The 26,027-nt window shown below is 57.9% G+C and carries 32 protein-coding genes; 29 read left to right on the forward strand and 3 right to left on the reverse strand.

Annotation, left to right across the window (positions count from 1 at the left end; genetic code table 11):
- The first annotated feature begins 32 nt into the window (after positions 1–32).
- The 14 genes from IRT44_RS07295 (at position 33) to IRT44_RS07360 (ending at position 12,632) form a co-directional block, all read left to right on the forward strand.
- Positions 33–290 (forward strand): hypothetical protein, encoded by a 258-nt coding sequence (locus IRT44_RS07295; protein WP_171566151.1) that lies wholly within the window; start codon positions 33–35, stop codon positions 288–290.
- Positions 291–369: 79 nt separating this feature from the next.
- Positions 370–780, forward strand: a complete 411-nt coding sequence (locus IRT44_RS07300; protein ID WP_171566152.1) for a hypothetical protein — start codon at positions 370–372, stop codon at positions 778–780.
- 207 nt (positions 781–987) lie between these two features.
- The gene (locus tag IRT44_RS07305) at positions 988–2,628 is read left to right on the forward strand and encodes an N-acetylmuramoyl-L-alanine amidase family protein (RefSeq protein ID WP_171566153.1); all 1,641 of its coding nucleotides are present in this window, start codon (positions 988–990) and stop codon (positions 2,626–2,628) included.
- A 39-nt stretch (positions 2,629–2,667) separates the two neighbouring features.
- Positions 2,668–3,243 carry a GerMN domain-containing protein gene (locus tag IRT44_RS07310; RefSeq protein ID WP_171566155.1) on the forward strand — a complete coding sequence of 192 codons (576 nt, stop codon included), beginning with the start codon at positions 2,668–2,670 and terminating at the stop codon, positions 3,241–3,243.
- 181 nt (positions 3,244–3,424) lie between these two features.
- Complete coding sequence (locus IRT44_RS07315; RefSeq protein ID WP_230077678.1) at positions 3,425–4,339, forward strand: phosphate ABC transporter substrate-binding protein; 915 nt, start codon at positions 3,425–3,427, stop codon at positions 4,337–4,339.
- A gap of 103 nt (positions 4,340–4,442) precedes the next feature.
- Positions 4,443–5,435, forward strand: coding sequence for a phosphate ABC transporter permease subunit PstC (gene pstC, locus IRT44_RS07320; protein ID WP_230077679.1), 993 nt, complete (start codon positions 4,443–4,445; stop codon positions 5,433–5,435).
- Positions 5,432–6,322 carry a phosphate ABC transporter permease PstA gene (gene pstA, locus IRT44_RS07325; protein ID WP_230077680.1) on the forward strand — a complete coding sequence of 297 codons (891 nt, stop codon included), beginning with the start codon at positions 5,432–5,434 and terminating at the stop codon, positions 6,320–6,322. Before pstC ends, pstA begins: the two co-directional genes overlap by 4 nt.
- 16 nt (positions 6,323–6,338) lie before the next feature.
- On the forward strand, positions 6,339–7,112 hold the full coding sequence (pstB, locus tag IRT44_RS07330; RefSeq protein ID WP_171566159.1) for a phosphate ABC transporter ATP-binding protein PstB: 774 nt from the start codon (positions 6,339–6,341) through the stop codon (positions 7,110–7,112).
- A 133-nt stretch (positions 7,113–7,245) separates the two neighbouring features.
- The gene (gene pstB, locus IRT44_RS07335; protein WP_171566160.1) at positions 7,246–7,998 is read left to right on the forward strand and encodes a phosphate ABC transporter ATP-binding protein PstB; all 753 of its coding nucleotides are present in this window, start codon (positions 7,246–7,248) and stop codon (positions 7,996–7,998) included.
- A 119-nt stretch (positions 7,999–8,117) separates the two neighbouring features.
- Positions 8,118–9,410 carry an arsenic transporter gene (locus IRT44_RS07340; protein WP_212133480.1) on the forward strand — a complete coding sequence of 431 codons (1,293 nt, stop codon included), beginning with the start codon at positions 8,118–8,120 and terminating at the stop codon, positions 9,408–9,410.
- Between the two features lie 166 nt (positions 9,411–9,576).
- Positions 9,577–9,969 (forward strand): hypothetical protein, encoded by a 393-nt coding sequence (locus tag IRT44_RS07345; protein ID WP_171566163.1) that lies wholly within the window; start codon positions 9,577–9,579, stop codon positions 9,967–9,969.
- 6 nt (positions 9,970–9,975) lie between these two features.
- Positions 9,976–10,575, forward strand: coding sequence for a gluconate 2-dehydrogenase subunit 3 family protein (locus IRT44_RS07350; protein ID WP_171566164.1), 600 nt, complete (start codon positions 9,976–9,978; stop codon positions 10,573–10,575).
- Complete coding sequence (locus tag IRT44_RS07355) at positions 10,565–12,202, forward strand: GMC family oxidoreductase (RefSeq protein WP_212133478.1); 1,638 nt, start codon at positions 10,565–10,567, stop codon at positions 12,200–12,202. Before IRT44_RS07350 ends, IRT44_RS07355 begins: the two co-directional genes overlap by 11 nt.
- Before the next feature lie 94 nt (positions 12,203–12,296).
- Positions 12,297–12,632 carry an ArsR/SmtB family transcription factor gene (locus tag IRT44_RS07360; RefSeq protein WP_171566167.1) on the forward strand — a complete coding sequence of 112 codons (336 nt, stop codon included), beginning with the start codon at positions 12,297–12,299 and terminating at the stop codon, positions 12,630–12,632.
- 474 nt (positions 12,633–13,106) lie between these two features.
- Here the strand turns inward: IRT44_RS07360 and IRT44_RS07365 are convergent, their stop codons facing one another.
- The gene (locus tag IRT44_RS07365; RefSeq protein WP_171566169.1) at positions 13,107–13,358 is read right to left on the reverse strand and encodes a glutaredoxin family protein; all 252 of its coding nucleotides are present in this window, start codon (positions 13,356–13,358) and stop codon (positions 13,107–13,109) included.
- Positions 13,359–13,585: 227 nt separating this feature from the next.
- Between IRT44_RS07365 and IRT44_RS07370 the strand changes: the two genes are divergently transcribed.
- From IRT44_RS07370 to IRT44_RS07430, 13 genes are all read left to right on the forward strand, one after another.
- Positions 13,586–13,750: a gamma-type small acid-soluble spore protein gene (locus tag IRT44_RS07370; protein ID WP_171566170.1), complete on the forward strand. Its 165-nt coding sequence runs from the start codon at positions 13,586–13,588 to the stop codon at positions 13,748–13,750.
- 122 nt (positions 13,751–13,872) lie between these two features.
- The gene (gene acpS / locus IRT44_RS07375) at positions 13,873–14,259 is read left to right on the forward strand and encodes a holo-ACP synthase (RefSeq protein WP_171566171.1); all 387 of its coding nucleotides are present in this window, start codon (positions 13,873–13,875) and stop codon (positions 14,257–14,259) included.
- 241 nt (positions 14,260–14,500) lie between these two features.
- Positions 14,501–15,535 (forward strand): DUF4367 domain-containing protein, encoded by a 1,035-nt coding sequence (locus tag IRT44_RS07380; RefSeq protein WP_171566173.1) that lies wholly within the window; start codon positions 14,501–14,503, stop codon positions 15,533–15,535.
- A 207-nt stretch (positions 15,536–15,742) separates the two neighbouring features.
- On the forward strand, positions 15,743–16,183 hold the full coding sequence (locus tag IRT44_RS07385) for a hypothetical protein (RefSeq protein WP_171566174.1): 441 nt from the start codon (positions 15,743–15,745) through the stop codon (positions 16,181–16,183).
- 8 nt (positions 16,184–16,191) lie between these two features.
- Positions 16,192–17,397: an alanine racemase gene (gene alr / locus IRT44_RS07390; RefSeq protein WP_171566176.1), complete on the forward strand. Its 1,206-nt coding sequence runs from the start codon at positions 16,192–16,194 to the stop codon at positions 17,395–17,397.
- A gap of 171 nt (positions 17,398–17,568) precedes the next feature.
- Positions 17,569–17,868: a CopG family ribbon-helix-helix protein gene (locus IRT44_RS07395; RefSeq protein ID WP_171566177.1), complete on the forward strand. Its 300-nt coding sequence runs from the start codon at positions 17,569–17,571 to the stop codon at positions 17,866–17,868.
- Positions 17,869–17,871: 3 nt separating this feature from the next.
- Positions 17,872–18,222 (forward strand): type II toxin-antitoxin system PemK/MazF family toxin, encoded by a 351-nt coding sequence (locus IRT44_RS07400; RefSeq protein ID WP_005830205.1) that lies wholly within the window; start codon positions 17,872–17,874, stop codon positions 18,220–18,222.
- A gap of 168 nt (positions 18,223–18,390) precedes the next feature.
- Positions 18,391–18,822: an anti-sigma regulatory factor gene (locus IRT44_RS07405; protein WP_230077681.1), complete on the forward strand. Its 432-nt coding sequence runs from the start codon at positions 18,391–18,393 to the stop codon at positions 18,820–18,822.
- A complete protein-coding gene (locus IRT44_RS07410) occupies positions 18,819–19,820 on the forward strand; it encodes a PP2C family protein-serine/threonine phosphatase (RefSeq protein WP_171566178.1) in 1,002 nt (333 codons plus the stop codon). The genes IRT44_RS07405 and IRT44_RS07410 overlap by 4 nt, the downstream gene beginning before the upstream one ends.
- A gap of 25 nt (positions 19,821–19,845) precedes the next feature.
- Positions 19,846–20,199, forward strand: coding sequence for an anti-sigma factor antagonist (locus IRT44_RS07415; RefSeq protein WP_171566180.1), 354 nt, complete (start codon positions 19,846–19,848; stop codon positions 20,197–20,199).
- On the forward strand, positions 20,172–20,663 hold the full coding sequence (rsbW, locus tag IRT44_RS07420) for an anti-sigma B factor RsbW (protein ID WP_171566182.1): 492 nt from the start codon (positions 20,172–20,174) through the stop codon (positions 20,661–20,663). Before IRT44_RS07415 ends, rsbW begins: the two co-directional genes overlap by 28 nt.
- Positions 20,632–21,414, forward strand: a complete 783-nt coding sequence (sigB, locus tag IRT44_RS07425) for an RNA polymerase sigma factor SigB (RefSeq protein ID WP_171566184.1) — start codon at positions 20,632–20,634, stop codon at positions 21,412–21,414. The genes rsbW and sigB overlap by 32 nt, the downstream gene beginning before the upstream one ends.
- Positions 21,415–21,527: 113 nt before the next feature.
- Positions 21,528–23,687, forward strand: a complete 2,160-nt coding sequence (locus IRT44_RS07430) for a Tex family protein (protein WP_171566185.1) — start codon at positions 21,528–21,530, stop codon at positions 23,685–23,687.
- Positions 23,688–23,753: 66 nt separating this feature from the next.
- Here IRT44_RS07430 and cmpA read toward each other — a convergent pair whose 3' ends face one another.
- Both cmpA and IRT44_RS07440 read right to left on the reverse strand, forming a co-directional pair.
- The gene (gene cmpA / locus IRT44_RS07435; protein WP_171566187.1) at positions 23,754–23,876 is read right to left on the reverse strand and encodes a cortex morphogenetic protein CmpA; all 123 of its coding nucleotides are present in this window, start codon (positions 23,874–23,876) and stop codon (positions 23,754–23,756) included.
- A 79-nt stretch (positions 23,877–23,955) separates the two neighbouring features.
- The gene (locus IRT44_RS07440; protein WP_230077682.1) at positions 23,956–24,291 is read right to left on the reverse strand and encodes a hydrolase/acyltransferase; all 336 of its coding nucleotides are present in this window, start codon (positions 24,289–24,291) and stop codon (positions 23,956–23,958) included.
- 112 nt (positions 24,292–24,403) lie between these two features.
- Here IRT44_RS07440 and IRT44_RS07445 point away from each other — a divergent pair, with 112 nt between their 5' ends.
- Both IRT44_RS07445 and thiL read left to right on the forward strand, forming a co-directional pair.
- A complete protein-coding gene (locus IRT44_RS07445) occupies positions 24,404–24,877 on the forward strand; it encodes a SprT family protein (protein ID WP_171566190.1) in 474 nt (157 codons plus the stop codon).
- A gap of 118 nt (positions 24,878–24,995) precedes the next feature.
- Positions 24,996–26,009 (forward strand): thiamine-phosphate kinase, encoded by a 1,014-nt coding sequence (gene thiL / locus IRT44_RS07450; RefSeq protein WP_230077683.1) that lies wholly within the window; start codon positions 24,996–24,998, stop codon positions 26,007–26,009.
- The last annotated feature ends 18 nt before the right edge of the window (positions 26,010–26,027 follow it).

Here is a 26,027-nt window from a genome sequence, read left to right on the forward strand (position 1 = left end):
CAAGGAATAAACCGTACCAAGGGGGAGAAGCCGTGGATCTTGGAAAGCTGCTGAACCTGGTCAGGTCCATACCGAAAGATAAGCTGAAGACAGACGCAGGGCTGAAGGAAGTGATGCGCGATCTGGGCAGAAAGTTCGGGAAGTCGTTTACCGAGCAGGAATTGGATCAGTACGTGGCACAGTTTCGGCGGATGGCTCGAACGGAGGACGTCAACAGCCTGATGAACAAGCTGGCCCAAAAGGGTGTAAAGCTGGGCGATTTAAACAACATCAAGAAGCGAATGAAATAGCGGGGGAGGTGAGACTATCGCTCAGAAGACGAAAGGCAAGAAAAAAACCACCGTCTCCCTCGCGCAATTGCTTGAGAAAATGAACCAGTTGGCCGATGCTCAATACACCAGCAAAGAACAGATCATCAGCGAAATGGACCAGGTGCGGAGTGAACTGCAGGAGATGAAGGAGACGCTCAACCGCTTGAAGGTACAGCCGGTCCCTCGCAGGCGGGGGTCGATTTTTGGCCGGCGGCGGAGGGCTCCGGTCCAAGTGGAGCCGGAGAAACCCAAGCTCTCCTTGGAAGACCTGCTGCCCTTGCTTCCTCATTTGAGCAGTGCGTTTCCCCAATTGAAAAATCCCAAGGTGGCGGAGTCGATCAAGGTGCTTTCCAACCCGGCCGTGATCGCCATGATTCAGCAGTTCCTGGCAAACTCAGGTTTGACAGGCAAATCCGTCACCCAGGCCAGCCGGAAGGAAAGACGTTTTCTGGGCTGGGGCAAACGTTGAGGCGTTCTCTTCCAAGGAAGCGCCTCTTTTTTGTCAACTAATAATTACTGGAAAATACGTGACATAATTCGACGTATTTTATCTTTTTTCGACTGAATTTGGTCCAAAACTCCTACAAACTTTGCCGCCTTTGTTGCGTCTAATACTATGGCGCATCCCGCTCGGTAGTTTATGCCAAAACAAGAAATACCAACGGAGGAGGTCAGGATGAAGAGACGATCGTTACTATTTTTTGTTCTGCTGGTCCTGCTGCTCATCCCCGGGTGGGCTGCGGCAGCTGGCAGCGCCAAGGAAGAACCGGTGAACCTGATGATCGATGGACAAGCTGTCAAGCCTGACGTGCCGCCGCTTATCCAAAACGGCCGCACGCTGGTGCCGATCCGTGTGATCGCCGAAGGCTTGGGCGCCGATGTGAAGTGGGATGAGGCCGCGCGGACAGCCACCATCAAGCGCGGCGTACATAATCTGGTGCTCACGCTTGATTCCACGGCAGCCAAGGTCAACGGGAAACAGGTGAAGCTGGACACTCCGCCGGTCGTGCGCCAGCAGCGGATGCTATTGCCGATCCGGTTTGTCGCTGAATCGCTCGGTGTCACGGTGGGATGGAACGCGTCCACCCGCACGGTAATCGCCAACGAGACGCCAGCCGTGCTGATCAACGGCAAAAGTCCGTCCAAGTCGCTGGACTTCTACCGGATGGGCGACTCGCTGTACGTCTCCGCACAGGCGGTGGCCGAACAAGTGGGATGGAAGGATTTCGCCTGGAAGCACCCGGCTGAGGCCATCACCATCGACGATCAGCAGGTCGTGCCCCTGGATCGGTTGGAAGAGGAATTGGGCGGCCGCATGACGTGGGACAAACGGGACAACCGCGTCGAGATTAAACGGCTCAGCCGCTTTACCGGTGTTGCTGCAGAAGGGGACAGCGTCTGGATCGACACCACGCTGCCAGTAACCCCTGAAACGTTCGTCCTGGAGGGACCGCACCGCATCGTGCTGGATCTGCCGCAGACCGAGCTGGACGACGACCTGGTGGCCAAACTGGGCAGCCAGAAGGCCGACGAGGTCGAAGAGACAGATGGGCAGAATCAGCCGGATCAAACGGAAGAGGCGAATCAGATGTCGCCGTCGGACAAGCCTGAAGACGACACGTTGATTGCCAATATCCGCTACAGCCAGTACAGTTCTTCGCCAAAGACGGTTCGGGTCGTCATTGAGCTGAACCAGAAGAGTCAGTATAATTTGGAGTATACCAACGACGGGATTGCCGTCAAACTGGCGCCTGCTGCGACTGCTCCCGGCAAGACAGGCTTTTTGATTGTCGTCGACGCGGGGCACGGGGGCCACGACAATGGGGCCAGCGGCACAGCCGGAAATGTGGAAAAAGACTTTACCCTGGCCGTGTCAAAAAAACTGGCGGCAGAGTTGAAGCAGTACCCCGAGTTTCAGGTGGAGATGACGCGCACCACAGACGTCTATCTGACCCTGGCAGAGCGCGTGGAGTTCGCCAACAGCCGCAATGCGGATTTGTTCATCTCGATTCACGCCAACTCGTTCACGAAGCCGACCGCAGGGGGAACCGAGACGTTCTACTACAACGCCAACAGCGAGGCCCTTGCCCGGATTGTGCACCGCCACCTGCAGGGGGCGACGAAATTTGCCGACCGTGGCGTGAAGCAAACGGCGTTTTACGTCATTAAAAACACGAAAATGCCGGCCGTGCTGACGGAGACGGGCTTCCTCTCCAATCCGACGGAAAACGCCCAACTCACGTCGCCGGCGTTTCAGGACAAAGTAGCCAAAGCGCTTGCCGCCGCCATTCGCGAGTACTATCTCACGTACCGGTAAGCGGCAAGTCAGGCGACATGACCAGAAGGGGGGTTCCCGATGAAACGACGCAGTTTGATCGGACTCGCTGCTGCTCTCGTGCTGCTTATGGCAGGATGCGGACAGGGGGCGAAGCCCGAGCCGCAGCCATCCGGCCAGCAGACGGGCGCACCTGCGCAGCAACAGCAGGCTGAACAGCCGGGGCAACCTCAGGCTGAACAGCCGGAGCAGCCGCAGCTCACCAAGCAGACAATCGCCGTATACTACACGGACGACAACCTGACGGACCTGAAAAAGGAAGAGCAGGAGATCGCGTATGCCGATGACCTCGACAAGTACAAAAAAGCGATCGCCCTGTTGGAAAAACCGAAGCAGGCGGGACACAGCCCGCTGTGGAAGGATTTCCGTTATCACTCTGTCACGTTTGACAAAGGCACACTGACCATTGACGCTGACAGCAAGAATGTGTACAACCTCGGTTCCAGCGGCGAAGCCTTGGCCATTGATGCGTTGAAGCAGACGCTCTTCCAGTTCGACGAAGTGAAGCAAATCGTGATTCTGGAAGACGGCAAGCCGACCGAGTCCCTGATGGGGCACGTTGACATCACGGAACCGTTGACAAGAGACAGCCAATAATGAAAAACGACATGTCCAATATCGGACATGTCGTTTTTTTGTTATGGAAGGGGCATGGGCGAATCGGCAAACTTTATGAAAGCTTTACAATGGCACCACAATTCAGCAACATTCGAGCGATATAGTTTGTTCATGGAAAGAGAAACAATCCAAACCGATGATTAAGGAGGATTTTCATCAGATGAAAAAGCTCGGCAAATTGCTTATGGTGCTGACCGTGGCAGGGGCGCTTCTGGCGGGATGCGGAAGCAACAACGCGGCTCCGGCACAACCGGAACAACAAGGCAATACGCAAAACAACGGATCTTCCGTATCCGGCGAGCCGGTAACCGCCGTAGGTTCCACCGCGCTGCAGCCGCTCGTCGAACAAGCTGCCAAAGACTTCACGGCCAAGAATCCGGGCGTGCAAATTCAGGTGCAGGGCGGCGGCAGTGGCACCGGTTTGAGCCAGGTTGCCAGCGGGGCAGCCACCATCGGCAACTCCGACATCTTCGCCGAGGAGAAACAAGGCATTCCGGCCAACGAACTGGTTGACCATAAAGTGGCGGTAGTCGGGATGGCAGCGGTGGTAAGCCCGAAAGTCACGGTTGACAATCTGACCAAGCAGCAGTTGATTGACATTTTCACCGGCAAAATCACCAACTGGAAGGAAGTAGGCGGCCCAGATCTGAAAGTAACGCTGGTCAACCGTCCGAAGAGCTCCGGCACTCGCGCCACCTTCCACAAATTCGCGCTGGACGGCCATGACGAAGCAGAAGGCATCACCGAGGACTCCTCCGGCACTGTCCGCAAAATCGTAGCCGAAACTCCGGGTGCAATCGGCTACCTGGCGCTTTCCTACATCGACGATTCGGTAAAAGCGCTGAAACTGGACGGCGTGGAAGCCTCTGCGGAAAACATCGCCGCGAACAAGTATCCGGTATGGGCGTATGAACACATGTACACCAAAGGGGAACCGACCGGCACGGCAAAAGCGTTTCTCGACTTCATTCTGAGCGATGAGGTACAGAAGAAAACCGTCACGGACCTGGGCTTCCTGCCCATCACCGACATGAAGGTGGAGCGCGACGCCCAAGGCAATGTAACCCAAAAATAATGGACAGACAATCGGCAGCAGAATGAGGGGTGGGGGGGCACTTGCCCCTCATTTTGCGTGTTTCGCTGATTTATATGTTCGTTGATTCATATGGAGGGAGAGTATGAGCCATCGTTCGGAAGGGTCAATCATCGTAAACAACCGCATCAGCGCAGACCGCACGTCGGAAGTCGGGGAACGGACGTCCGCGATCGATCGCAAGCTGCTGACGTACAACAAGCGTCAGTTTACAGAGAACGTTACTGGCCGTTTTATCGCCATGGCGTGCGCCGGTGTGCTGGTGGTTGTCGTGCTGTCCATCACGTATTTTATCGCCTCCAAAGGGCTGTCGACGTTCCTGGTCAACGGGGTGAGCCTGGGCGAGTTTTTGATCGGGGTAAAATGGGACCCGGAAGGTGAACCGGCTGTATACGGCGTGCTGCCGTTTATTCTCGGTTCGTCTCTCGTCACCCTGCTGGCTGCTCTCATTGCGGCCCCGTTGGGCATTGGCGCAGCCATTTTCATGACGGAAATGTTCCCGGGTTTCGGAAAAAAAGTGCTCAAGCCGGTCATCGAACTGCTGGTGGGCATTCCGTCGGTCGTGTACGGCTACGTTGGTCTTACCTTGCTGGTGCCGTTTATCCGCGTGCAGTTTGACGTTTTGGGGTTCAGCCTGCTGGCTGGGGGGCTCGTGTTGGCCCTGATGATTCTGCCGACCATTACCAGTGTGGCGATGGACGCCATTGAGGCTGTGCCGCAGGATTTGCGCAACGCCTCGCTCGCGCTGGGAGCGACCCGTTGGCAGACGATTTGGAATGTGGTGCTTCATTCTGCGCTGCCGGGGTGCCTGACCGCTGTCGTGTTGGGGATGGCCCGTGCGTTCGGGGAGGCGCTGGCTGTGCAGATGGTGATTGGCAACACCACCAGGCTGCCGGGCGGCCTGCTCGATCCGATCAGCACCCTGACCAGCGCGATTACGCTGAATATGGGTAACACGATCCAGGGGACGCCCTACAACAACGCCCTGTGGTCCATGGCGCTCCTGCTTCTGCTGATGTCGTTTGTCTTCATCATGGTCTTGCGCATTCTCGGCAGAAGGAAGATGGTGACCAAATGAGAGCAAAAGTTATTGATCGCGCGGCCACGGTTGTTCTTACACTGATTGCGCTGTTGATCATCGGCACACTGGTGGGGCTGCTTGGCTTCATCCTCTCGCAGGGATGGCACAAGCTCACGCTCGACTTTCTCACCTCTCCGCCCGACATTGTCAATGCAGGCGGGGGAGTAGGGCCGCAGTTGTTCAACTCCATCTACCTGCTGGTGCTGACCATGCTGATTGCCCTGCCGCTGGGAATCGGGGCCGGCATCTACATGGCTGAATACGCTCCCGATAATCGGTTTACCCAGTTTATCCGGTTGAGCATCGAAGTGCTGTCTTCCCTTCCATCCATCGTCGTCGGCCTGTTTGGGCTGCTGGTGTTCGTCAACATGACTGGATGGGGATATTCCCTGCTGTCCGGCGCCTTGGCCCTGACCGTGTTTAACCTCCCCCTGCTGGTGCGGATTACCGAGGATGCCCTGCGAAACGTCCCCCGCAGCCAAAAGGAGGCCAGTCTGGCGCTGGGGATTACCAAGTGGCGGACGATTGTTTCCGTCATTCTGCCGGCGGCGCTGCCGGGCATAATTACCGGCGCGATTCTGGCTTCCGGCAGGGTTTTCGGGGAAGCGGCGGCGCTGCTGTTTACCGCCGGAATGTCGTCTCCCACCTTGAATTTCACCGATTTTTCCCTGTTCAGCCCGACGTCTCCGCTCAATCCGTTCCGCCCGGCTGAAACACTTGCCGTGCACATTTGGAAAGTAAACAGCGAAGGGCTGACCCCCGATGCCCGGGACGTCGCCGACGGGGCGGCTGCCATTCTCGTCCTGGCTGTGCTCGTGTTCAATCTCGGTGCCCGTTGGTTTGGCAGCTGGCTGTACAAGAAAATGACTTCGGGAACGAATTAGGGGAGGGATAAACGCCATGCAAACAGGCACAGCGGTTGACACGATCATTCAAATGCGCAACGTCTCTGTGTACTACGGCGAAAAACGCGCCGTTTCCAATATCAACATGGACATTGAACGCAATGCGGTCACGGCGTTTATCGGACCATCAGGCTGCGGAAAATCAACGCTCCTGCGCAGCCTGAACAGGATGAACGACCTCGTTGACAGCTGCCGCGTCACCGGTTCGATCGTGGTGGACGGGATTGAGGTGAACAGCGAGAAGATCACCATCGAAGGACTGCGCCAGGTGGTCGGCATGGTGTTTCAGCGGGCCAATCCGTTTTTCAAATCGATTTACGAAAACATTGCGTTCGCTCCCCGTTTTCACGGCGTGCATGACAAGCGGGATCTGGACGAGCTGGTGGAGAAAAGCCTGCGCAAGGCAGCGCTCTGGGATGAAGTGAAAGACCGGCTGCACGAGTCTGCGCTCTCCCTGTCCGGAGGCCAGCAGCAGCGGCTGTGCATCGCCCGGGCGATCGCCATGCAGCCGACGATTCTGCTGCTGGACGAACCGGCTTCCGCGCTGGACCCGATTTCCACGATGAAAATTGAAGAACTGGTGCTGGATTTGAAGGAAGAGTACACTATTGTGATCGTGACGCACAATTTGCACCAGGCTGCCCGCATCTCCGACAAGACGGCGTTTTTCCTGATGGGAGAACTGGTGGAAATGAACGACACGTCGAAAATCTTCACCGCGCCGCAAAACAAGAAAACGGAAGATTATATCAGCGGCCGTTTCGGCTGAATCTCCCTCTGTCGAATTGCCCGCATGTTGAATGCGACTAGCTCTTCGCCGCGCAGGTTGACTGCATGGTGGAGGGCCTCGTGGTCCACCGCGACGCGATCGAGAAGACGAGAAACGAAGGAGCGATTACCGCATGAGCGTCATTTCGGTTCGTGAGTTGAATCTCTACTACGGCAAACAGCAAGCTCTTCATCATATCCATCTCGATGTGGAACCCCACTCGATCACGGCCCTGATCGGCCCGTCGGGATGCGGAAAATCCACGTTTTTGCGGACGCTGAACCGCATGAACGACTACGTTCCGCACACGCGCATCACGGGAACGGTCAAGGTGTTTGGCGAAGACATCTATGGCCCCAACGTGGACGTGGAGCGTCTGCGCAAAAACATCGGGATGGTGTTTCAGCAGCCCAACCCGTTTCCGAAAAGCATTTACGACAACATCGCCTACGGTCCGCGTCTGCACGGCATAACGGACCGCGTCACGCTGGACGAGATCGTGGAAAACAGCCTGAGGGCAGCCGCGCTCTGGGACGAGGTAAAAGACGTGCTGAAAAAGCCGGCGTACGGTCTCTCTGGCGGTCAGCAGCAGCGTCTCTGCATCGCCCGCGCGCTGGCGGTCCAACCGCAGATTTTGCTGATGGACGAACCGACGTCGGCGCTCGATCCGATCTCCACGGCGAAGATCGAGGAGCTCCTGCTCACGCTGAAGGGTACCTACACGATCGTCATCGTCACCCACAACATGCAGCAGGCGGCCCGCATCTCCGACAAGACGGCGTTTTTCCTCAACGGAGAACTGGTGGAATACGACGCCACTCCGGTCATCTTCCAACATCCGAACGACAAGCGGACAGAAGATTACATCACGGGGCGTTTCGGATAACTCCACAGTATCGTAATATAAGAAGAGCGGCCTTTTTGAGGTTCGCTCTTTTTCATGTATGTGTCCCGCCGCGCGTACACAACAGACACAGCGGGGGATGAGCGAGAGGAGAAACAACAGTGGTCTGGCTTGCATTCATCATTTTTGCAGTTACCTTGACTCTAGTCATCTGGCAGCCGCGCGGACTGTCGATCGGGTATCCGGCTGTCGGCGGCGCGCTGCTGGCACTGGCCTGCGGGGTGGTCACGCTGGCAGACGTCGGAGAAGTGACGGGCATCGTGTGGAACGCCACCATCAGCCTGGTCGGCATCATCGTCATATCCTTGATCCTGGATGAAATCGGCTTTTTTGAGTGGGCGGCGCTGCACATGGTCCGATTGGCCAAAGGCAGCGGCCGGAAGATGTTTGTCTATGTGATTCTGTTGGGCACGGTCGTTTCCGCCTTGTTTACCAACGACGGGACGGCCCTGATCCTGACGCCGATCGTTCTCGCGCAGGTGCGCGCCCTGCAGCTGGACGGGCGGGTGGTGCTCGCTTTTGTGATGGCCAGCGGTTTTATCGCTGACACCAGCTCCTTGCCGTTTGTGGTCAGCAACCTGGTCAACATCGTATCGGCCGACTATTTCGGCATCGGCTTTGCCGCATACGCGGGCAGGATGCTGCTGCCCACGCTGGTATCGGTGGGGGCCAGCCTGCTGGTGCTGTTTTGGTATTTTCGCCGCAGCATCCCCCGAAGCTGCGACCTGACCCACCTGAAAGAGCCGCGTGAGGCCATTCGGGATCAGGAGCTGTTTCGCCTGTCATGGCCGATTCTGGCCGTTCTCTTGGCCGGTTTTTTCGCTAGTGAATGGCTGCACCTTCCCGTGTCGCTGCTGATTGCCGGGGCGGCTGCAGCGTTTTACCTGGCAGCGAGAAAGAGCGCGGCGATTCAACCGCGCCGGATTGTGAAAGAGGCGCCGTGGGTGGTCGTGATTTTTTCCATCGGGATGTACGTGGTCGTCTGGGGGCTGCACAACGCCCGCTTGACCGACTGGGTGAGAGACTGGCTGGATGTGCTGTCCGTCCACGGGCTGTTTGCCGCGACCGTTGGGACGGGCTTTACTGCAGCAGTGCTGTCCTCGGTGATGAACAATTTGCCGACGGTGATGTTTGACGCGTTGGCAGTCCAGGGCACGGCGACTGCGGGGGTGGTTCGCGAAGCGCTCGTCTACGCCAACGTCATCGGTTGTGATCTGGGGCCCAAAATTACGCCAATCGGTTCGCTGGCGACACTGCTTTGGCTGCACGTACTGGGGCGCAAGGGTGTGACGATTACCTGGGGCCAGTATTTCCGCACCGGGATCGTCCTTACCGTGCCCACATTGTTTTTCACGTTGACTGGCCTGTATCTCACGCTGCTTATTTCGGGATAAACGGGTCGCTCATGGTCAGCCTGTGGACAGGCTGGCCTTTTTTTGTTGTGCTGGGTTCGGGTCTTTGGGGCAGTGAGCCGCGATTGGGAGAATAGCCGCTGGAAATCGAGGAAAAAATAGGGACAGCACTGGTGATGAACATGTGATTCCTAGGAGGAGATGACCAATGTGGCAAGGCTGGCCCCTTGAGCGGGTGCTGCTCTTGTTTGTGGGACTTGCGTTTGCGATGCTGTCTGTTCAGGTGACACTGTTCCACGCCCGGCAAAACTTTCGCCGCTGGGAGATGTGGGTGCCGGTGATCGAAGGGCCTTTGTTTGCCGTGACCGCCATCGTCCTGGCTTTTTACAATGCGGGGTGGCTGCGCGTGCTGTTTGCCCTGTTTATGTGGATTGGCTTGGTTGGCAGTCTGTACGGAGCCTATCTGCATACTGCGGGAGTGGGACAGCGCGTAGGCGGGTATTCCCAGAGCCAAAACTTTTTGGTTGGCCCGCCCATTATGCTGCCGCTGCTAATGACAGCGATCTCGGCCCTGGGGCTGCTGGCCCTGTACTGGGGGTGAGGCGGCATGGCGAAAACGAGCCGTTACCCATCGTATGACGTGTGGGAGGAACACGAGGCCTGGGACCCTCACACCCGGAACATCGTGGCCAAGCGGCGCACTCCGCAAGTGGCCTGTCGTTTTTTTACCAAAACGGAAGCGATACTGCTGCAGTCCATCGTCAGCGTGCTGGTGGATGACCACCGGCTGGAGGTGCTGACGTACGTGGTCCAGCATCTGGACGAAACGGCCGCCAGTCCGATCGGTGAATCGCAGCGGAAAGTGGGGGTGCCGCCCAAACAGCAGTTGTACCTTCTGGGCTTGGCCGGAGTCAACGAGGCCAGCCGCGAGATGTACGGCGAGGAATTTCCCGGCTTGAAGCGGGAAGAGCAGCAGGCTGTGCTGGAAGCGGTGGCTGCCGGGCAGGTTCCCGCTACGACCGCCTGGGCGCAGCTGAACCCCGTCGACTTTTTCACCAAGCTGCTCCGCGACACGGTGGAGGCGTATTACTCTCACCCCCTGGTCTGGTCGGACATCGGCTACGGCGGACCGGCGTATCCGCGCGGCTATGTGCGCGTGGAAAAAGGACTGGTGGATCCCTGGGAGGCGAAAGCGGATGGAGAATAAGGACCGGGTTACGCATCACATCGACCATTATGAAGGGCATCGTTCCAAGCGGCTGGATCAGCGCCGGTACGCGGACGGGGCGGATGTCTGTATCGTCGGGGCGGGGGCGGCAGGCGGCGTGCTGGCATACGAACTGGCCAAGGCCGGGCTGCGCGTCGTCGTGATCGAAGCCGGCCCCTTCTGGAATCCGCAGACCGATTTTGCCAGTGACGAATTGGCGATGAAAAACCTCGGCTGGCAGGAGACCCGCCTGGTCGACGGGAACAATCCGCTGCGGCTGGGGCACAACAACTCGGGAAGGGGCGTAGGGGGCGGCACGGTTCATTTTACCGGGGTTTTCCTGCGGTTTCACGAGAGCGACTTCATGACCAAGACAGTGGATGGTGTAGGCGAAGACTGGCCGATCCGCTATCAGGACCTGGCTCCCTACTACGACAAGATCGAGCGGGAAATTGCCGTGTCCGGTCCCGATTACTTCCCCTGGGGGCCGTTCAACGGGCCGTATCCGTTTCCGGTGCGGGAGCCGATCAGCGCCAACTCCCAGTTGTTTCGCGAAGCGTGCGCAAAATTGGGCTTCGACAGCGTCGTCGCGCCGCTGGCCATTTTGTCCGCGCCGTTTGACGGCCGGCCTCCCTGCATCAACCGTGGATTTTGCAACCAGGGCTGCATGCCCAACGCCAAGTACAGCGGCTTGATTCACCACATCCCGAAAGCGATCCAGGCGGGAGCGGAAGTGCTGTCCGACTGCATGGTGACGCAGATTCTCACCGATGGGACACGCGTTACCGGCGTTCTCTTTCAACACGGCAACGACACCTACAAGCAGACAGCCCGGGTGGTGATTCTCGCCGGCTATGTCGTGGAGACGCCGCGCCTGCTGCTCAATTCGGCCACGCCCCATTTTCCCGACGGACTGGCCAATTCCAGCGGGTGGGTGGGCAAGGCGATCATGACCCACTCCAGTCAGGACGTGTACGGACTGCTTCCGGAAGAAGTGCGCCTGTACAAAGGGACGCCTGTGCTTGCGTTGACCCAGCATTTTTACGAGACGGACCGGAACCGGGGATTTGCCCGGGGGTACACGCTCAGCGCCCATGGAGCCAGACCGGTGGCGATGGCCGGTGGGATTGCGGCGGAACGGATGGACGGCACCTTATTGTGGGGAAAAGCCTTGCGGGAGACGATGCTGGATTACAACTACTACGCCCGGATCACGCTCGTCGGAGAGGTGCTTCCCAATCCCGACAACGCCGTCACGTTGAGCGACGAGAAGGACGAGTACGGTCTGCCGATTCCTAAAGTGACCTTTTCCTACGGTGAAAACGACAAAAAGCTGATCGCGCACGCCATCGAGCAGATGAAACGGCTGATTGAAGCGATGGGCGGCACACCGCAGCACGTCGTCGACGACACGGCCCACCTGATGGGCGGCTGCCGGATGGGCAAGGACCCGTCGACGTCGGTAGTCAATGAATTCGGGCAAACCCACGACATTCCCAACTTGTTCATCGCGGGTGCTTCCACGTTTGTCACCTCAGGCGGCGCCAATCCGACCAACACGGTGATGGCGCTGGCCGCCCGGACAGCGGACCGCCTGGTGGAAGCAATGAAGACAAGAGACGTCTGATTGGTGTTCACGGAACTGTCGACATCATATCTTCCCTGCCTTATGTGTGTATTGTATACTGATAAACAGATATGCAAGGCAAAGGTGGGGTATTATGGATGTGGATTTGACTCAGGTGCTGTATTTGTCTGAGATCTACAAGCTTCTCGGCGACAAAACACGCTTGACGATCATGGCTCTCCTGCAGGTACAGTCTTTCTGTGTACGCGATCTCGTGGAGATTTTGCAAACATCCCAACCATCTGTTTCCCAGCACTTGGCCAAATTGAAAACACACGGGTTGGTGAAGGAGAAGCGCATGGGTCCCTGGGTGTTTTACTCCCTGAACACGGAGTGCCCACCTGCCGTAAAGCAGATTCTTTCGCACTTGCCGGACCTGTCGCCTCTCATCAAGGAGAAAAAACAAGCGAGTGTGCAATCGCTCGCATAATAAACGACTGTGCGCCAGAGTATTTGGCGAAGCCGCTTCTGCATTGGAAGCGGCTTTATAATGTTTACGCATAAAATTTCTTTAATCAGGAAAAAAGCGTTGAATCAAGAGAGATTCAACGCTTCAGCGTGTAGACAAAGTCTGCGGCGCATGGGAGATCGGGCCCGCTCGCTCGCTTGACGCCCAGCACAGAAGCGAATGATGTCCGCTCCAAAACGAGACGCAGGCAGGGGACAAACATCTGGGTATTTCGAGGAAGTGAGACTTGTGTCCCCTGTTGATTCCCGCGTCTTCGTTTTTCCGCTAAGTCGGTCGTCAAAGGAGCTCGCTTGGCCCATCACTCCATGCCCGTACTTTATCTCCACCTTCGGTTGATCAATGTGCAGGCCTTTCGGCCTGACAACGATGGAAAGATTGTATCCTTGCGGAACCTCAATGAAAAAGTACAGTTTGTCTTCAGTCTGAAGCGTTGAATCAAGAGAGATTCAACGCTTTTTTTAACTGCTCCTTGTCAAAGCCGTGAACGACGATTTGCTCGCCGTCTTCGTTTACGATCAGGGTAACAGGCGTCATGCTCGCTCCCAGTTGGATCGCTTCCTGGAAATAGGCGTCATTTTTGCGGATATCGCGGTCCTCAAACGGGATGTTTTGCTGCGTCAGCCATAATTTTTCCTCCTGGCAGGGGCCGCAGGTAGGCTGTGTGTAGACAATGACCGTACGAGCCATGTGGGTTTGCTCCTTTCGTACTCAAATGAAAGGGAATACTTCGCGGCGGGACAGGGGAACTCCTGCCGCCATCGGCACTTAGAATGCCCAAAAACCACAGCGAACCGACACCGCCCCTTGAGCCGTCCCCGTGTGGTTTCGCTGCATGATGAGGAAAAATCAGGTGGAATAGATACATAGCTAGCGGTGCACATTATATTCAGTGACATGGAGGAGGTGAATGGACGATGCCGAAACAAAACAAACAAGCAGGTGCCAACCAAGCGCAACAACAAGCTGCGCAAAACACCGCTACCGAATTTGCAAGCGAAACCAACGTATCGGAAGTACGCCGTCAAAACCAGCAATCCGCTGCGAAATCTGCTCAGCAAGCGCAGCAACCTACCGAATAACAGGAACAATCACCCCCGCTTTTTTGCGGGGGTTTGTTTTTTGATTTGATGCAGCACTTGCCAATAATAGAATGGGGTGATATCGTCACTGCATAATCAAAGAATGGGGAGCGGGATTGTGTATGATCGTGGGAATTGGCACGGACATTGTGGAAATCGGACGCGTACAGGCGCTGATCGAGCGGCGTACGAAAGCGCTTGACCGCCTGTTTACGGACGCGGAAAAAGCACTGCTGGACGGGAAGGAGAAGGCGCGGCGGGCGGAATATCTGGCCGGCCGGTTTGCTGCCAAGGAAGCGGCGGCAAAGGCGCTCGGCACCGGGATTGGCAGCCAGGTAGGCTTTCACGATCTGGAAATCTTCTCTTCGGACACAGGCAAGCCGGACCTGCGCATCAGCAGGGAGGCGCTGGAGCGGGTCGGACTCACACCGGAGCGGGTACGGGTTCACCTCAGCATTTCCCACAGCCGGGATTATGCCGTGGCGCAGGTTGTAGTGGAAGAACTGTAAAACTTGTCTGCATATCGGGACGAGGATGGACATAGATTTATATCGCGTAGATCAGGAGGGACTACCTGCTCTAACAGATAGGGTAAGTCTTCAGCCGATCAAGGCGATGTCGCGTCCCCGATACCCGAACGGATTATTGACACGATGTGCGCGGAAGAGGCGAAAGACTGACAGATTTCCCAGGAAATAGACAGGGGTGCCCTTCTTTGTCGAAATTAGCAGACAAGGAGGAGTTCTTTGAATGAAACGGGCAGCTTTTCCACTGGTTTTCTTGTTGGTCTTTTCCCTGCTGCTCGGCGGCTGCTTCGGTCAGAAAACACCGGACGATGTGGTGGATGACCTGAGCAGCACGCTGGACAAGATGGCCGGCTACAAATCTCAGGCCGTACTGACGATGCAGACTGGCTCCACGGCGATGGAGTACGACGTGTCGGTGTGGTACGAAAAACCGACCAACTACCGTGTCGCGCTCACGTCCAAACAGCGAGGCATTACGCAGATCATCCTGCGCAACAATGAAGGGGTGTTTGTCCTGACGCCGCATCTCAACAAGAGCTTCCGCTTCCAGAGCGGCTGGCCGGAAAACAACGGTCCGCTCTATCTGTACGAGACGCTGGCCCGCAGCATCATTGACGACACGGAACGCAAGATGGAAATGGACGACAAGCAGTACGTATTTGAAGTCAAGGCCAATTACTCCGGCAATCGCTCCCTGACCAGGCAGAAGATCTGGCTGACGGAGGAGCTGAAGCCGACGCGTGCGGAAATCATGGATTCCAATATGAATACACTGGTTACGATCAACTTTACCGACTTTGTGTTCAACCCGCAATTTGACAAGGATGCGTTTGACAAAGACCGCAACATGAGCACCAGTTCGCTGCCGGTGGTGCCGACGCTGTCGCAGGCAAACGACACAAGCAAACCGCCATCCAGCCAGTTCGGCGTCATTGTGCCCACCTACATCCCCGAAGGCGTGAAGCAGGGCGACATCGAGCCGGTTACCCGGGACGGTGAACGGACGGTCGTATTGGAGTACAAGGGTTTGTACAACTACAAGTTGATTGAAGCGCGCCCCACGGCGACATCGGTGTCCTCGGAGCAGGGGGTTCCGGTCGATCTGGGCTTCACCATCGGGGTGCTGATCCAAAATGCTGACAATCAGCGCTACCTGAGCTGGGAACTGGACGGCGTGGAGTTTACGCTGACCGGCGACCTGCCGGAAGAGGAAATGGTCAAGGTGGCCCAATCCACGTACGGCGTGAGCGGTAAATAATCAATCGGGACGGCATTCGCCGTCCTTTTTTGTCGTGTATGGGGCTGTCTCTTTCGCATCGACTGCAGTGCCGGGAATTTCAGCGGGTTGCCGGGAATAGCAGCGGGGTGGACGAAAAGTACATACTGCCCGCGACAAGCGAATTGACATACAGCGTCAGAAAGCGATAAAGTCGAAGTAACTACGCGATGAGGTGAAGCATCATCCATGAAAAAAACGTCCGATGAGATTTTGTACCAGGAAGAGTCCGGCTACAAAGACCTGCTGCTGCGAAAAAACATGAAAATGCGCATTATGGAGACGCTATTCTTTGTGGTCGGGATGCTCTTGTTGTCTCAATTTTTCAACACACAATCACCGGCTTTCAAAGTGCTTGCCTTTGCCATCGCGATCGCGGTCGTCTGCCTTGCGCCATTTGTGTACAAGTATACGCTGCGGCCGTCGTACAAGCTGACCAAGACGCATCTAATCGTTTCCATGGGCGGTCGGGAGACGAGATATCCGCTGTCGGAAGTGGAGCCGATTTTTGAAGGCCGCCATTTGTACAAGTTGGGCGGCAAGCGGCATTCGTTGATGGTGTCCCGGCAGTTCCTCAACCACCTCAACGAACGGCTGTTTGTCTATCAAAAGCTGCAAAAGAGGAGATAACGAACGACATGAAACCGTACTGCCGCGATACCTGGGTTGAAGTGGATCTGGATGCGATTCGGGCCAATGTGCAGGCGTTCCGCCGCCACATACCGGCTTCCACCGGCATCATGGCCGTGGTCAAGGCGGACGGCTACGGACACGGCGCCTTTCACGTCGGCAGGGAAGCGCTGGACAGCGGGGCGAACTCGCTCGCCGTAGCGATGCTGGACGAAGCGATCGTGCTGAGGAAGGCGGGGATCACCGCGCCCATCCTGGTGCTCGGCTATACGCCGACGGATTCAGTGGTGACCGCCAGCCGTTGGGAGGTGGAGCTGACCGCCTACCATGCCGATTGGATGACGGAGGCGAATCGCTTGCTGCAGGAGGCGTCGGCCAAGCCTGTCGGTATTCACATCAAGGTGGATACGGGCATGGGCAGGCTTGGCGTGCGCTCCAAAGACGAGCTGTTTGCCGTGGTGGAAGCGCTCGAAAACAGTCCCCTGCTCCGCTGGGCGGGCATTTTTACGCATTTTGCTACTGCCGACGAACCGGATGTCACGCTTGTCTGCGAGCAGCACGAGCGGTTCCAGTCGTATTTGCGTGCCTTGCGGGAGACGGGCAGGCGTTTGCCGCGCGTTCACTGCGCCAATACCGCTGCCTCCATCGCCTTTCCCGAATGGGGGTATGATACGATCCGTTTAGGCATAGGTTTATACGGACTATACCCATCCGCCTACATGAAGCAGCAGGCTCGCGTGCAACTGGTCCCTGCGCTTTCCCTGAAGACCCGGATTGCCCATCTCAAGCACATGACCGAACCGCCCTATACGATCAGCTATGGGGCGACGTACACTGCGCAGCCGGGCGAGCAGATTGCCTCGCTGCCGATCGGGTATGCCGACGGGTTTTCGCGGCTGCTGTCCAATCGCGGATCGGTTTTGGTAAATGGCTGTCGGGCGCCGGTGGTCGGCAGGGTCTGCATGGACCAGATCATGGTCAGGATCGATCACGGAACGGCACGGGTGGGTGATGAGGTGGTGCTGTACGGCAGACAGGGGGACGAGGAAATCTCGCTGGATGAAGTGGCCGATTGTTTGGGGACGATTAATTACGAGGTCGCGTGCATGCTTGATCACCGCATCCCGCGCGTCTATCTGCGGGACGGCAAAGTGGTGGACGTGTACCATTTACTGACGGGTCAGCGTGCCCTGTCACAAAGTGTAAATAACTAGCACTCGACATCAGGCAGGAATTTGCGGATGGAACGCGAATACAACTAGAGCGCAAAACAGGCTTTTTTTTGCCTAACAGCGATCGGACAGGTATATTTTTGAAAATGGTTCGACATAATGGTATTGTTCCTACTGGATCGCGGTGGAACGAGTCTGCGGGATGTTACGGTCATGGTTGGAGGTGGATTTGTCTTGTCTAAGTCTAACACGAAACGCATCATGATCAGCTTGCCACATCACCTGCTTCAGGAAGTGGATGGCGTTATTCAGAAAGAAAAATCCAATCGCAGCGAGTTTATTCGCCAGGCGATGCACCTTTACTTGAAAGAGCGCAAAAAGCGTGTCATTCGCGAAACCATGCAAAAAGGTTACATGGAAATGGCGAAAATCAATCTGAAAATGGCATCGGAGGCATTTGGCGCAGAGGAAGAGGCTGACCATACTCTTATCCGCTTAGTTAGCGGGGTGTGACTTGTGATTGTCAAACGTGGCGATGTGTTTTTCGCTGACCTGTCACCGGTCGTTGGCTCTGAACAGGGAGGCGTACGGCCTGTTTTAGTGATTCAAAACGATATTGGCAATCGCTTTAGTCCAACGGTCATCGTCGCCGCCATTACGGCGCAGATTCAGAAGGCTAAACTGCCGACGCATGTAGAGATTGACGCAAAAACGTACGGATTTGACCGTGACTCCGTAATTCTGCTGGAACAGATTCGAACCATTGACAAACAACGGCTGACCGATAAGATAACGCATCTGGACGACGAGATGATGGATCGCGTCAATGAATCCCTGCAGATCAGCCTGGGACTCATTGACTTTTAATCGTTTGCCTGATGCTCAGACAGCAAAAACCACTTGTGCAGCAAGTGGTTTTTTTGCTGTCGGGGCAGGGATTCAAAACAGCGGCAGCGAAATGATTTCGTAGACAAAAATTGACACGTTTTGCTAAATCGGATCGGTGACAAGTGCAGATGGAAGGAGTTTCCGGTTGTGACAGAGCCTTTTTCAGAACAAGTCAACATCGCTACAGAGGCGGACATTGTCACGGCCAGGCAGATCGGCCGCAACATGGCGAGACAATTGGGCTTTGGCACCATCATGCAGTCCCGCATCGCCACCACCATTTCCGAATTGGCCCGCAACATCTACCTGTACGCGGGCAGCGGCACGATTTTCATCGAACAGGTGGAGCGGGACAGCCGTATCGGGTTGCGGATCACGGCTGCCGACACCGGTCCGGGCATCGCCGATATGCGCAAGGCGATGGAGGACGGGTATTCCACCTCAGGCGGTTTGGGAGCCGGACTGCCGGGTGTGAAGCGGATGATGGACGAGTTTTTTCTGGAGAGCGTTCCCGGAAAAGGAACGCGTGTCATCGTTGTCAAGTGGCGGAACGAAGCGGGGGGAGGTGACCCCGATTGACGTATGACGACCTGGAAGAACAGTATGCACGGTTGTTGAGAGATTACCGGGAGGGCAAAGGAGAAGCCCCTTTGTACGGCGCCCAGCAGTTGGGCAAGCAGCTCTTGGCCCGCAACGTCTCCCCGGAAGAGCTCGCCGACCTGCACGGACGGGCGCTGGAGCGTTTGGGGCCGGTTCCCGAGTTCGTCCGGGAGTCGTTTCAGATTTTGACGGAAATCATGATCGAGTATGGGAACGCGTACCGCTCGATTCACAGTTGGCGGAGCCGGCACCAGCAGTTGGAGTCGGAAATCGCCGTAGCTTCCGCGATGCAGCAGGCACTGCTGCCGCAGCGGCTGCCCTCCTGCCCCGGTGTGGATGTAGGGCTGGTCAGTGTGCCGGCCAAACAGATGAGCGGCGATTACTACGATTTTGTCTGCCACGACAGTCACAGGTTCAGCCTCGCGATCGCCGACATAACGGGGAAGGGTATCCCCGCCGCCATGTGCATGTCGATGCTCAAATATGCGATCGACGGCCTGGGCGAGATGGAGCTGGGGCCGGCAGGCATCCTGCGTCATTTGAACAATGTCGTGGAGCGGAACCTCGATCCGAGCATGTTTGTCACGATGGTGTACGGCCGTTACGACGCGGATGTTCACCGCTTTTGCTACGCGACGGCGGGACATGAACCGGGCTTTTTGTACCGGCGGGCCGAGGACCGCTTTTACGATCTCGAAGGCAGGGGCGCAGCTCTGGGGATTGCGCCGGGAAGCACGTACGAGGAGCGGGAAGTCGAGCTCGAACCGGGAGATTGCCTCATCCTGTTGACGGACGGCGTGACGGAACGCAAGGTAGGACGGGCGTACTTCCAACGGGAGGAGCTGGTTTCCTATCTGCAGGGGGAAGTGGGAGTGCCGGCCCAGGAGATGGCCAACCGTCTCTACCACAGGCTGCTGCTCCTCTCCCAGTTTGAACTGCCGGATGATTACACCATGATCGTACTTCGACGGACGTGAGCACAGCATACGGGAGGGAGTTCGGATGGACCTGACGATTACGCACACGAGCAACGGCGGTGAACACGTGCTGGTACTCGCAGGGGAAATTGACGCCTATACGGGGCCGCAGCTAAAGGAGCGCCTGCTGCCGCTGGTCAACCAGCCGGACGTAAGGAGCGTCGCTGTGGATCTGACAGCCGTTGAATACATGGACAGCACGGGGATCGGGATTTTTGTCGCGGCGATGAAAGTGTGCAGGCAGACGGGCTGCCGGCTCCTTGTGGAACGCCTGTCGCCGCGGGTGGAGCGGCTGTTTCGGCTCACCGGATTGTATGAACGAATTGTTCCCCGCAAAGGAGAGAGCGACGAATGGCGCAACGACCTGAGGCCGATGTGATCCGACTGACGCTGCCGGCCCAGGCGGAGTATGTGGGCGTTGTCCGCCTGACTGTTTCGGGCATTGCCAACCGGATGGGATTTGCCTACGAGGAGATCGAAGACATCAAGCTGGCGGTGGCCGAGGCCTGTACCAATGCGGTGAATCACGCTTACGACCGCGCCGCCGAGGAGATGGAGCTGAGCGTCACCTGCCGTGTCTTCCCGGATCGCCTGGTCATCGAAGTGGCCGATCAGGGGAAAGGGTTTTGGTTTGACAGAGAGCCGGCAGATTTGCGGCCAATCCACCCCGATGCCGACCTCGATGACGTGGCCGAAGGAGGACTGGGGCTGTTCCTGATCCATGCGCTGATGGACGAGGTGGACGTTCAGGTGAGCGAGGGAGTGACGGTCACCATGACCAAGTACCTGCGGGGGGATGGGGTGGCTTGTGATGACCGGGCGGATTCCGAAGCGGAAGCCTAGCCGCGAAGAACTGATACGGCTGGTCGGCGCGTTTCGTGAGACAGGGGACCCCGGTCTGCAGGAGACACTGGTGCGCGCCTATACCCCACTCGTCGAGACGCTTGCGAGAAAATTCGTGCGCGGCCGGATTTCCTACGAGGACGTGTTTCAGGTGGGCATGCTCGGGCTGCTTGCCTCCTTACGCCGGTTTGACCCTGCGCTGGGCCGCACGTTTGAGAGTTTTGCCGTGCCGACCATTGTCGGGGAGATCAAACGCTACATCCGCGACAAGACCTGGAGCGTCCACGTCCCCCGGCGGATCAAGGAGCTGAGCCCGAAGATCAAGCGTATCGCGGACGAACTGACTGCCCGCCTGCAGCGCTCCCCGCAGATTGCGGAAATCGCGGAAGCACTCGGCATCAGTGAGGAGGACGTGCTGGAGACGCTGGAGATGGGACGGAGCTACTATTCCCTGTCGATCGACAGCGAGCTGGAGTCGGACAGCGACGGCAACGCCGTCTCGCTTCTGGACATGGTCGGGGTAGAAGAGGAAGGGTATGACCGGATCGACCGGCAATTGATGCTGGACCGCGCCCTGCATGCTTTGGACCAACGGGAACAGGCCATCATTCATCTTACGTTTTTTCGGAATTTGAGCCAAAAGCAGGCAGGGGATCTGCTGGGCATGTCCCAGATGCACGTTTCGCGGCTGCAGCGCAGGGCTCTCGGCAAACTGCGCGCGGCGCTGCAAGCTGACAATCCGACATCATAACGCAAACGACGGCGGAGGTGGAGATCACCTCCGTTTTTTGGTCCGATGCGCGCTGGGGGCGATTTGACGGTTGTGATACAATAACCGCGTAGGATGAGAGCAGGAGGTACGGAATGGACCAAACGTTGATGATCCAGACGATCGCGCAGGAGACGGGCGTCAAGCCGCATCAGGTGGAGCGCACGATCGCCTTGCTGGACGAAGGCAATACGGTGCCCTTCATCGCCCGGTACCGCAAGGAAATGACCGGGCAGCTGGACGAAACACAGATTCGCGCCATTGACGAGCGCGTTCGCTATTTGCGCAACCTGTCCGTGCGCAAGGAAGAGGTTATCCGGCTGATCGAGGAGCAGGGCAAACTGACCGACGAGCTGAAGGCGGCCATCGAACGCGCCGTCAAGCTGCAGGAAGTGGAGGATTTGTACCGGCCGTACCGGCAGAAGCGGCGGACCCGGGCCACGATGGCCAAGGAAAAGGGCTTGGAGCCATTGGCCATGTACCTGTTGGGGTTGCCTGCGGCGGGTGACCCGGCAGCTGAGGCGGCCGCGTACCTCAACCCAGAAAAAGGCGTGGAGTCAGCGGAGCAGGCGCTGCAGGGAGCAATGGACATCGTGGCTGAACAACTCTCGGACGATGCAGAGATTCGGCAGTGGGTCCGGCAGCGGACGTTCCAGAAAGGGGTGCTGGTGTCGGAGCAAAAGGCGGAAGAAGCGGACGGGAAAAACGTCTACCAGATGTACTACGCATTCAGCGAGCCGCTGAAAAAGGTGGTTCCCCACCGCGTGCTGGCGATCAACCGGGGCGAGAACGAAGGCATCCTCAAGGTTGCGGTCGAGGCGCCAGTGGAGGAGATTCTCGCCTATCTGAAAAAACGCGTCATCACCCGGGAGACGGTGGCCCGCCCCTGGCTGGAAGCGGCTGTGGAAGACAGCTACAAGCGCCTGATCGCCCCGTCGATCGAGCGGGAAGTGCGGTCAGAGCTGACGGAGAAGGCAGAAGAGAGGGCGATTCACATTTTCGCGGAAAACCTCCGCAATCTCTTGCTGCAGCCTCCGCTGAAGGGCAAAGTGGTGCTGGGCGTTGACCCGGCCTACCGGACCGGCTGCAAGCTGGCCGTCGTGGACGAGACCGGCAAACTGCTGGAGGTGGCCGTCATCTACCCGACGCCGCCTGCCAACAAGGTGGCGGAAGCGAAAGCCAAGGTTGTGGAGCTGATCGAAACATACGGCGTGCACGTCGTCGCCATCGGCAACGGAACGGCCTCGCGGGAGACGGAACAATTCATCGCCGGGGTCTTGAAGGAGCTAAAGCAGAGCGTGTTTTACATCATCGTCAACGAGGCGGGCGCCTCTGTCTACTCCGCTTCGGAACTGGCCAAGGAGGAATTTCCCGATCTGGACGTGGCCGAGCGCAGCGCCGTATCGATCGCCCGCCGTTTGCAGGACCCGCTGGCTGAGCTGGTCAAGATCGACCCCAAATCAATTGGCGTCGGCCAATACCAGCACGACGTCTCCCAGTCCCGCCTGGCGGAAAGCCTGCAGTTCGTCGTGGAGTCGGCGGTCAACCACGTCGGGGTGGACGTCAATACCGCTTCCCCCTCCCTCTTGCAGTACGTTTCCGGCATTACCCGCCAAGTGGCGAGCAACATCGTGAAGAAGCGGGAGGAGATCGGAAAGTTCACCGATCGCTCGCAGTTGAAAGACGTGCCTCGCCTCGGGGCCAAAACGTATGAACAGTGCATCGGCTTTTTGCGGATCATGGACGGCGTCAATCCGCTGGACAAAACGCCGATCCACCCCGAATCCTACGCGGCGGTGCACAAACTGCTGGCGATCATCGGCATCACTCCCGATGAGATCGGCAGCCAGACCTGCCGCGAACGGCTGCAGGCGCTGGATCTGGCGGAAACGGCGCGGCAATTGGAGATTGGCGAACCGACGCTTGCCGATATTGTCGACAGCCTGCTGCGCCCCGGACGTGACCCGCGGGACGAACTGCCCAAGCCCCTGCTGCGCAGCGACGTCCTCCAGCTCTCCGACTTGTCCGTGGGAATGAAGCTGCAGGGCACGGTCCGCAACGTGGTGGATTTCGGGGCGTTTGTGGACATCGGGCTGAAAAACGACGGTCTTGTCCACATCTCCCGGATGCGCAAAGGCTTTGTCAAGCACCCGCTGGACGTGGTGACGGTGGGCGACATCGTCGACGTCTGGGTGGTGGAGATTGATGAACAGCGGCAGCGCGTCGGCTTGACGATGATTGCCCCAGAGGAGTAAGTGCCCGGACGTCCTTCCGTCTCGGCCGAGGGAGGCCGCCTGCACGCAAAAAAAAGCGGCCTCTGCTTACTCCAAGCGGCCGCCGTGCTTTTCCAAATATAAAAACCAGCAACTGTTCAACAGGCGAATCTGCCGCACGTCCTTTCCGAAGAAGGCACGCTGCAGTTGCCTGCGCATCCACTGTGGCATGAGAGTACCTCCTGGCGTCAATCATCTATAGGCAATGTATGCCGAAGACGCGCCGGAGGTACCTGTTTCTTTGCGATGCTTATTCCTCTTCGTTCAAAAACTCAAGCTGCGCCTGCAGGGCGCGGATTTCCGTGAGCAGGGAGATGAGCGGATACTCGCTCTCCTGAAGCGCGGCAAAACAGCGCTCCAGACGGCTGACGTAAGCGAGGCCCTCTTCGATTGTGCAGGCGTCGCTCAGCAGTTCCAGTCCGGTGCACTCGGCGATGATGACGGGCAATTCCGGACGGTCGGCGATCGTCAGCTTGCCGATCTCCTTGTGCAGCCGTTTGAGCAATGCGACCAGTTGGTACATATGGGATTCGGGCATGGCGACAAAGCGCAGCCCGGTCTGTTCCTGCAAGATCAGATAACGCATAAGTCCTCCACCATTCTACGTGTCTTTCCCAACAAGTGTAGCTCATTCATCCGTTACTTTTCAATACGTGCGGGAGAGGTCGAGGGGACAGGCGGAGGACGGGGAGGAACCCATGACGGATCAGGAATTGCAGACGCTGGTGGAAACCATCTCGGAGGCGTTTTTTGGCAAGTCGTTTCGCCATCGCGCCCGCTTTAACCGGCGGCTGCGCACGACAGGCGGGCGGTACTTGCTTCATTCACACGATATCGAATTAAATCCCCGCCATCTGCAAGAGCACGGGGAAGCGGAACTGATCGGCATCATCAAACACGAGCTGTGCCACTACCACCTGCACCTGGAAAAACGGGGGTATCGGCACCGCGACCGGGAGTTTCGCGAGTTGTTGAAACAGGTGGGCGGCAGCCGGTACTGCCAGCAGGTAAGCGGCGGACGGACGCGGCTGCCCTACCGGTACGAACTGGTCTGCCGGGAGTGCGGCATGCGCTACAAGCGCAAGCGAAAGATGAACCCGGCTCGGTACCGCTGCGGCCGCTGCCGGGGCAAGCTGTCGCTCAGGGAGCTGGCGCGGGCGGACGGCAGCTGACTGTCGGCGGGGAGCGCGCGGGAGACAACAGGGCTTGTCAGGGAAAGCCCGCTTCCTTGCGTGCTTTTGGACGACAACGGTATAATGAATGCACTATGTGGAAAAAGGAGCGTTCGCGGTGGCGCACGACGAATTTTCGCTCATCCGCCAGTGGACGAGCCGTTCGGCCGGCCAGGAAGGAAACGGGCTTTCCGTGGGAATTGGCGACGATGCCGCCGTCTTTTCCCCCTCCCCGGGCATGGAGGTAGTCGCTTGCTGTGACGCCATGGCGGAAACCGTCCATTTTCTTCGGGTGACAATGAAGCCGAGCGATATCGGTTACAAGGCGGTTATCAGCAACATCAGCGACGTGGCGGCAATGGGCGGGATCGCCCGCTTTGCCCTGGTCAGCATCGCCGTACCCCCGCACTGGACAGCGGCGGAATGCCGGGAAATCTACGACGGGATTTACGAGGCGTGCGCTGCGTATGGCGTCCGGGTGATCGGCGGGGATACGGTGGCGGCGCCCGACGCCCTGCACCTGTCCGTGACTGTATTGGGGGAAGTGGAAAAGGGGCGGGCGCTTCGCCGCTCGGGTGCACGGCCGGGGCAACTCGTGTTTGTGACCGGTCACCTGGGAGGATCGGCCGCAGGACTTCATCTGCTGCTGCAGACCAGAGACGCGGGAGCGCGCGTGCCGTCTGAGTGGTCGGAGCTTATCGCCTGCCACCAGCGGCCCGCGGCGCAGATTGAGGCAGGACGCCTGCTGCTTGCGTCCGGATCGGCGGGGGCGCTGAACGACATCAGCGACGGGCTTGCCTCCGAGCTGTGGGAGATCGCAGAAGCGAGCGGCGTGAGCCTGGTGGTGGACGCAGCGCAGGTGCCGATGCACGAAGCGACCCGTGCGTACGCCGCACAGGCGGGCAGGGACCCGCTGGACTGGGCGCTGTACGGAGGCGAAGACTATCAGTTGGCAGGCACGGTGGACCCGGCGGGCGCGGAGACACTTGCGCGGCAATGTGCCCAATCGGGCATATCCTTCAGCATTATCGGCCGCGTGGAAAAGGGCGGACCGTCCGTCACGCTGTGCCGCGACGGCGTATGCGGTCCGATGGCAAAAGCGGGCTACAATCATTTTGCACAAGCCGACTGACAAGAGAGGATGACAGGG

Source organism: Brevibacillus sedimenti (assembly GCF_020923495.1).
Lineage (GTDB): Bacteria > Bacillota > Bacilli > Brevibacillales > Brevibacillaceae > Brevibacillus > Brevibacillus aydinogluensis.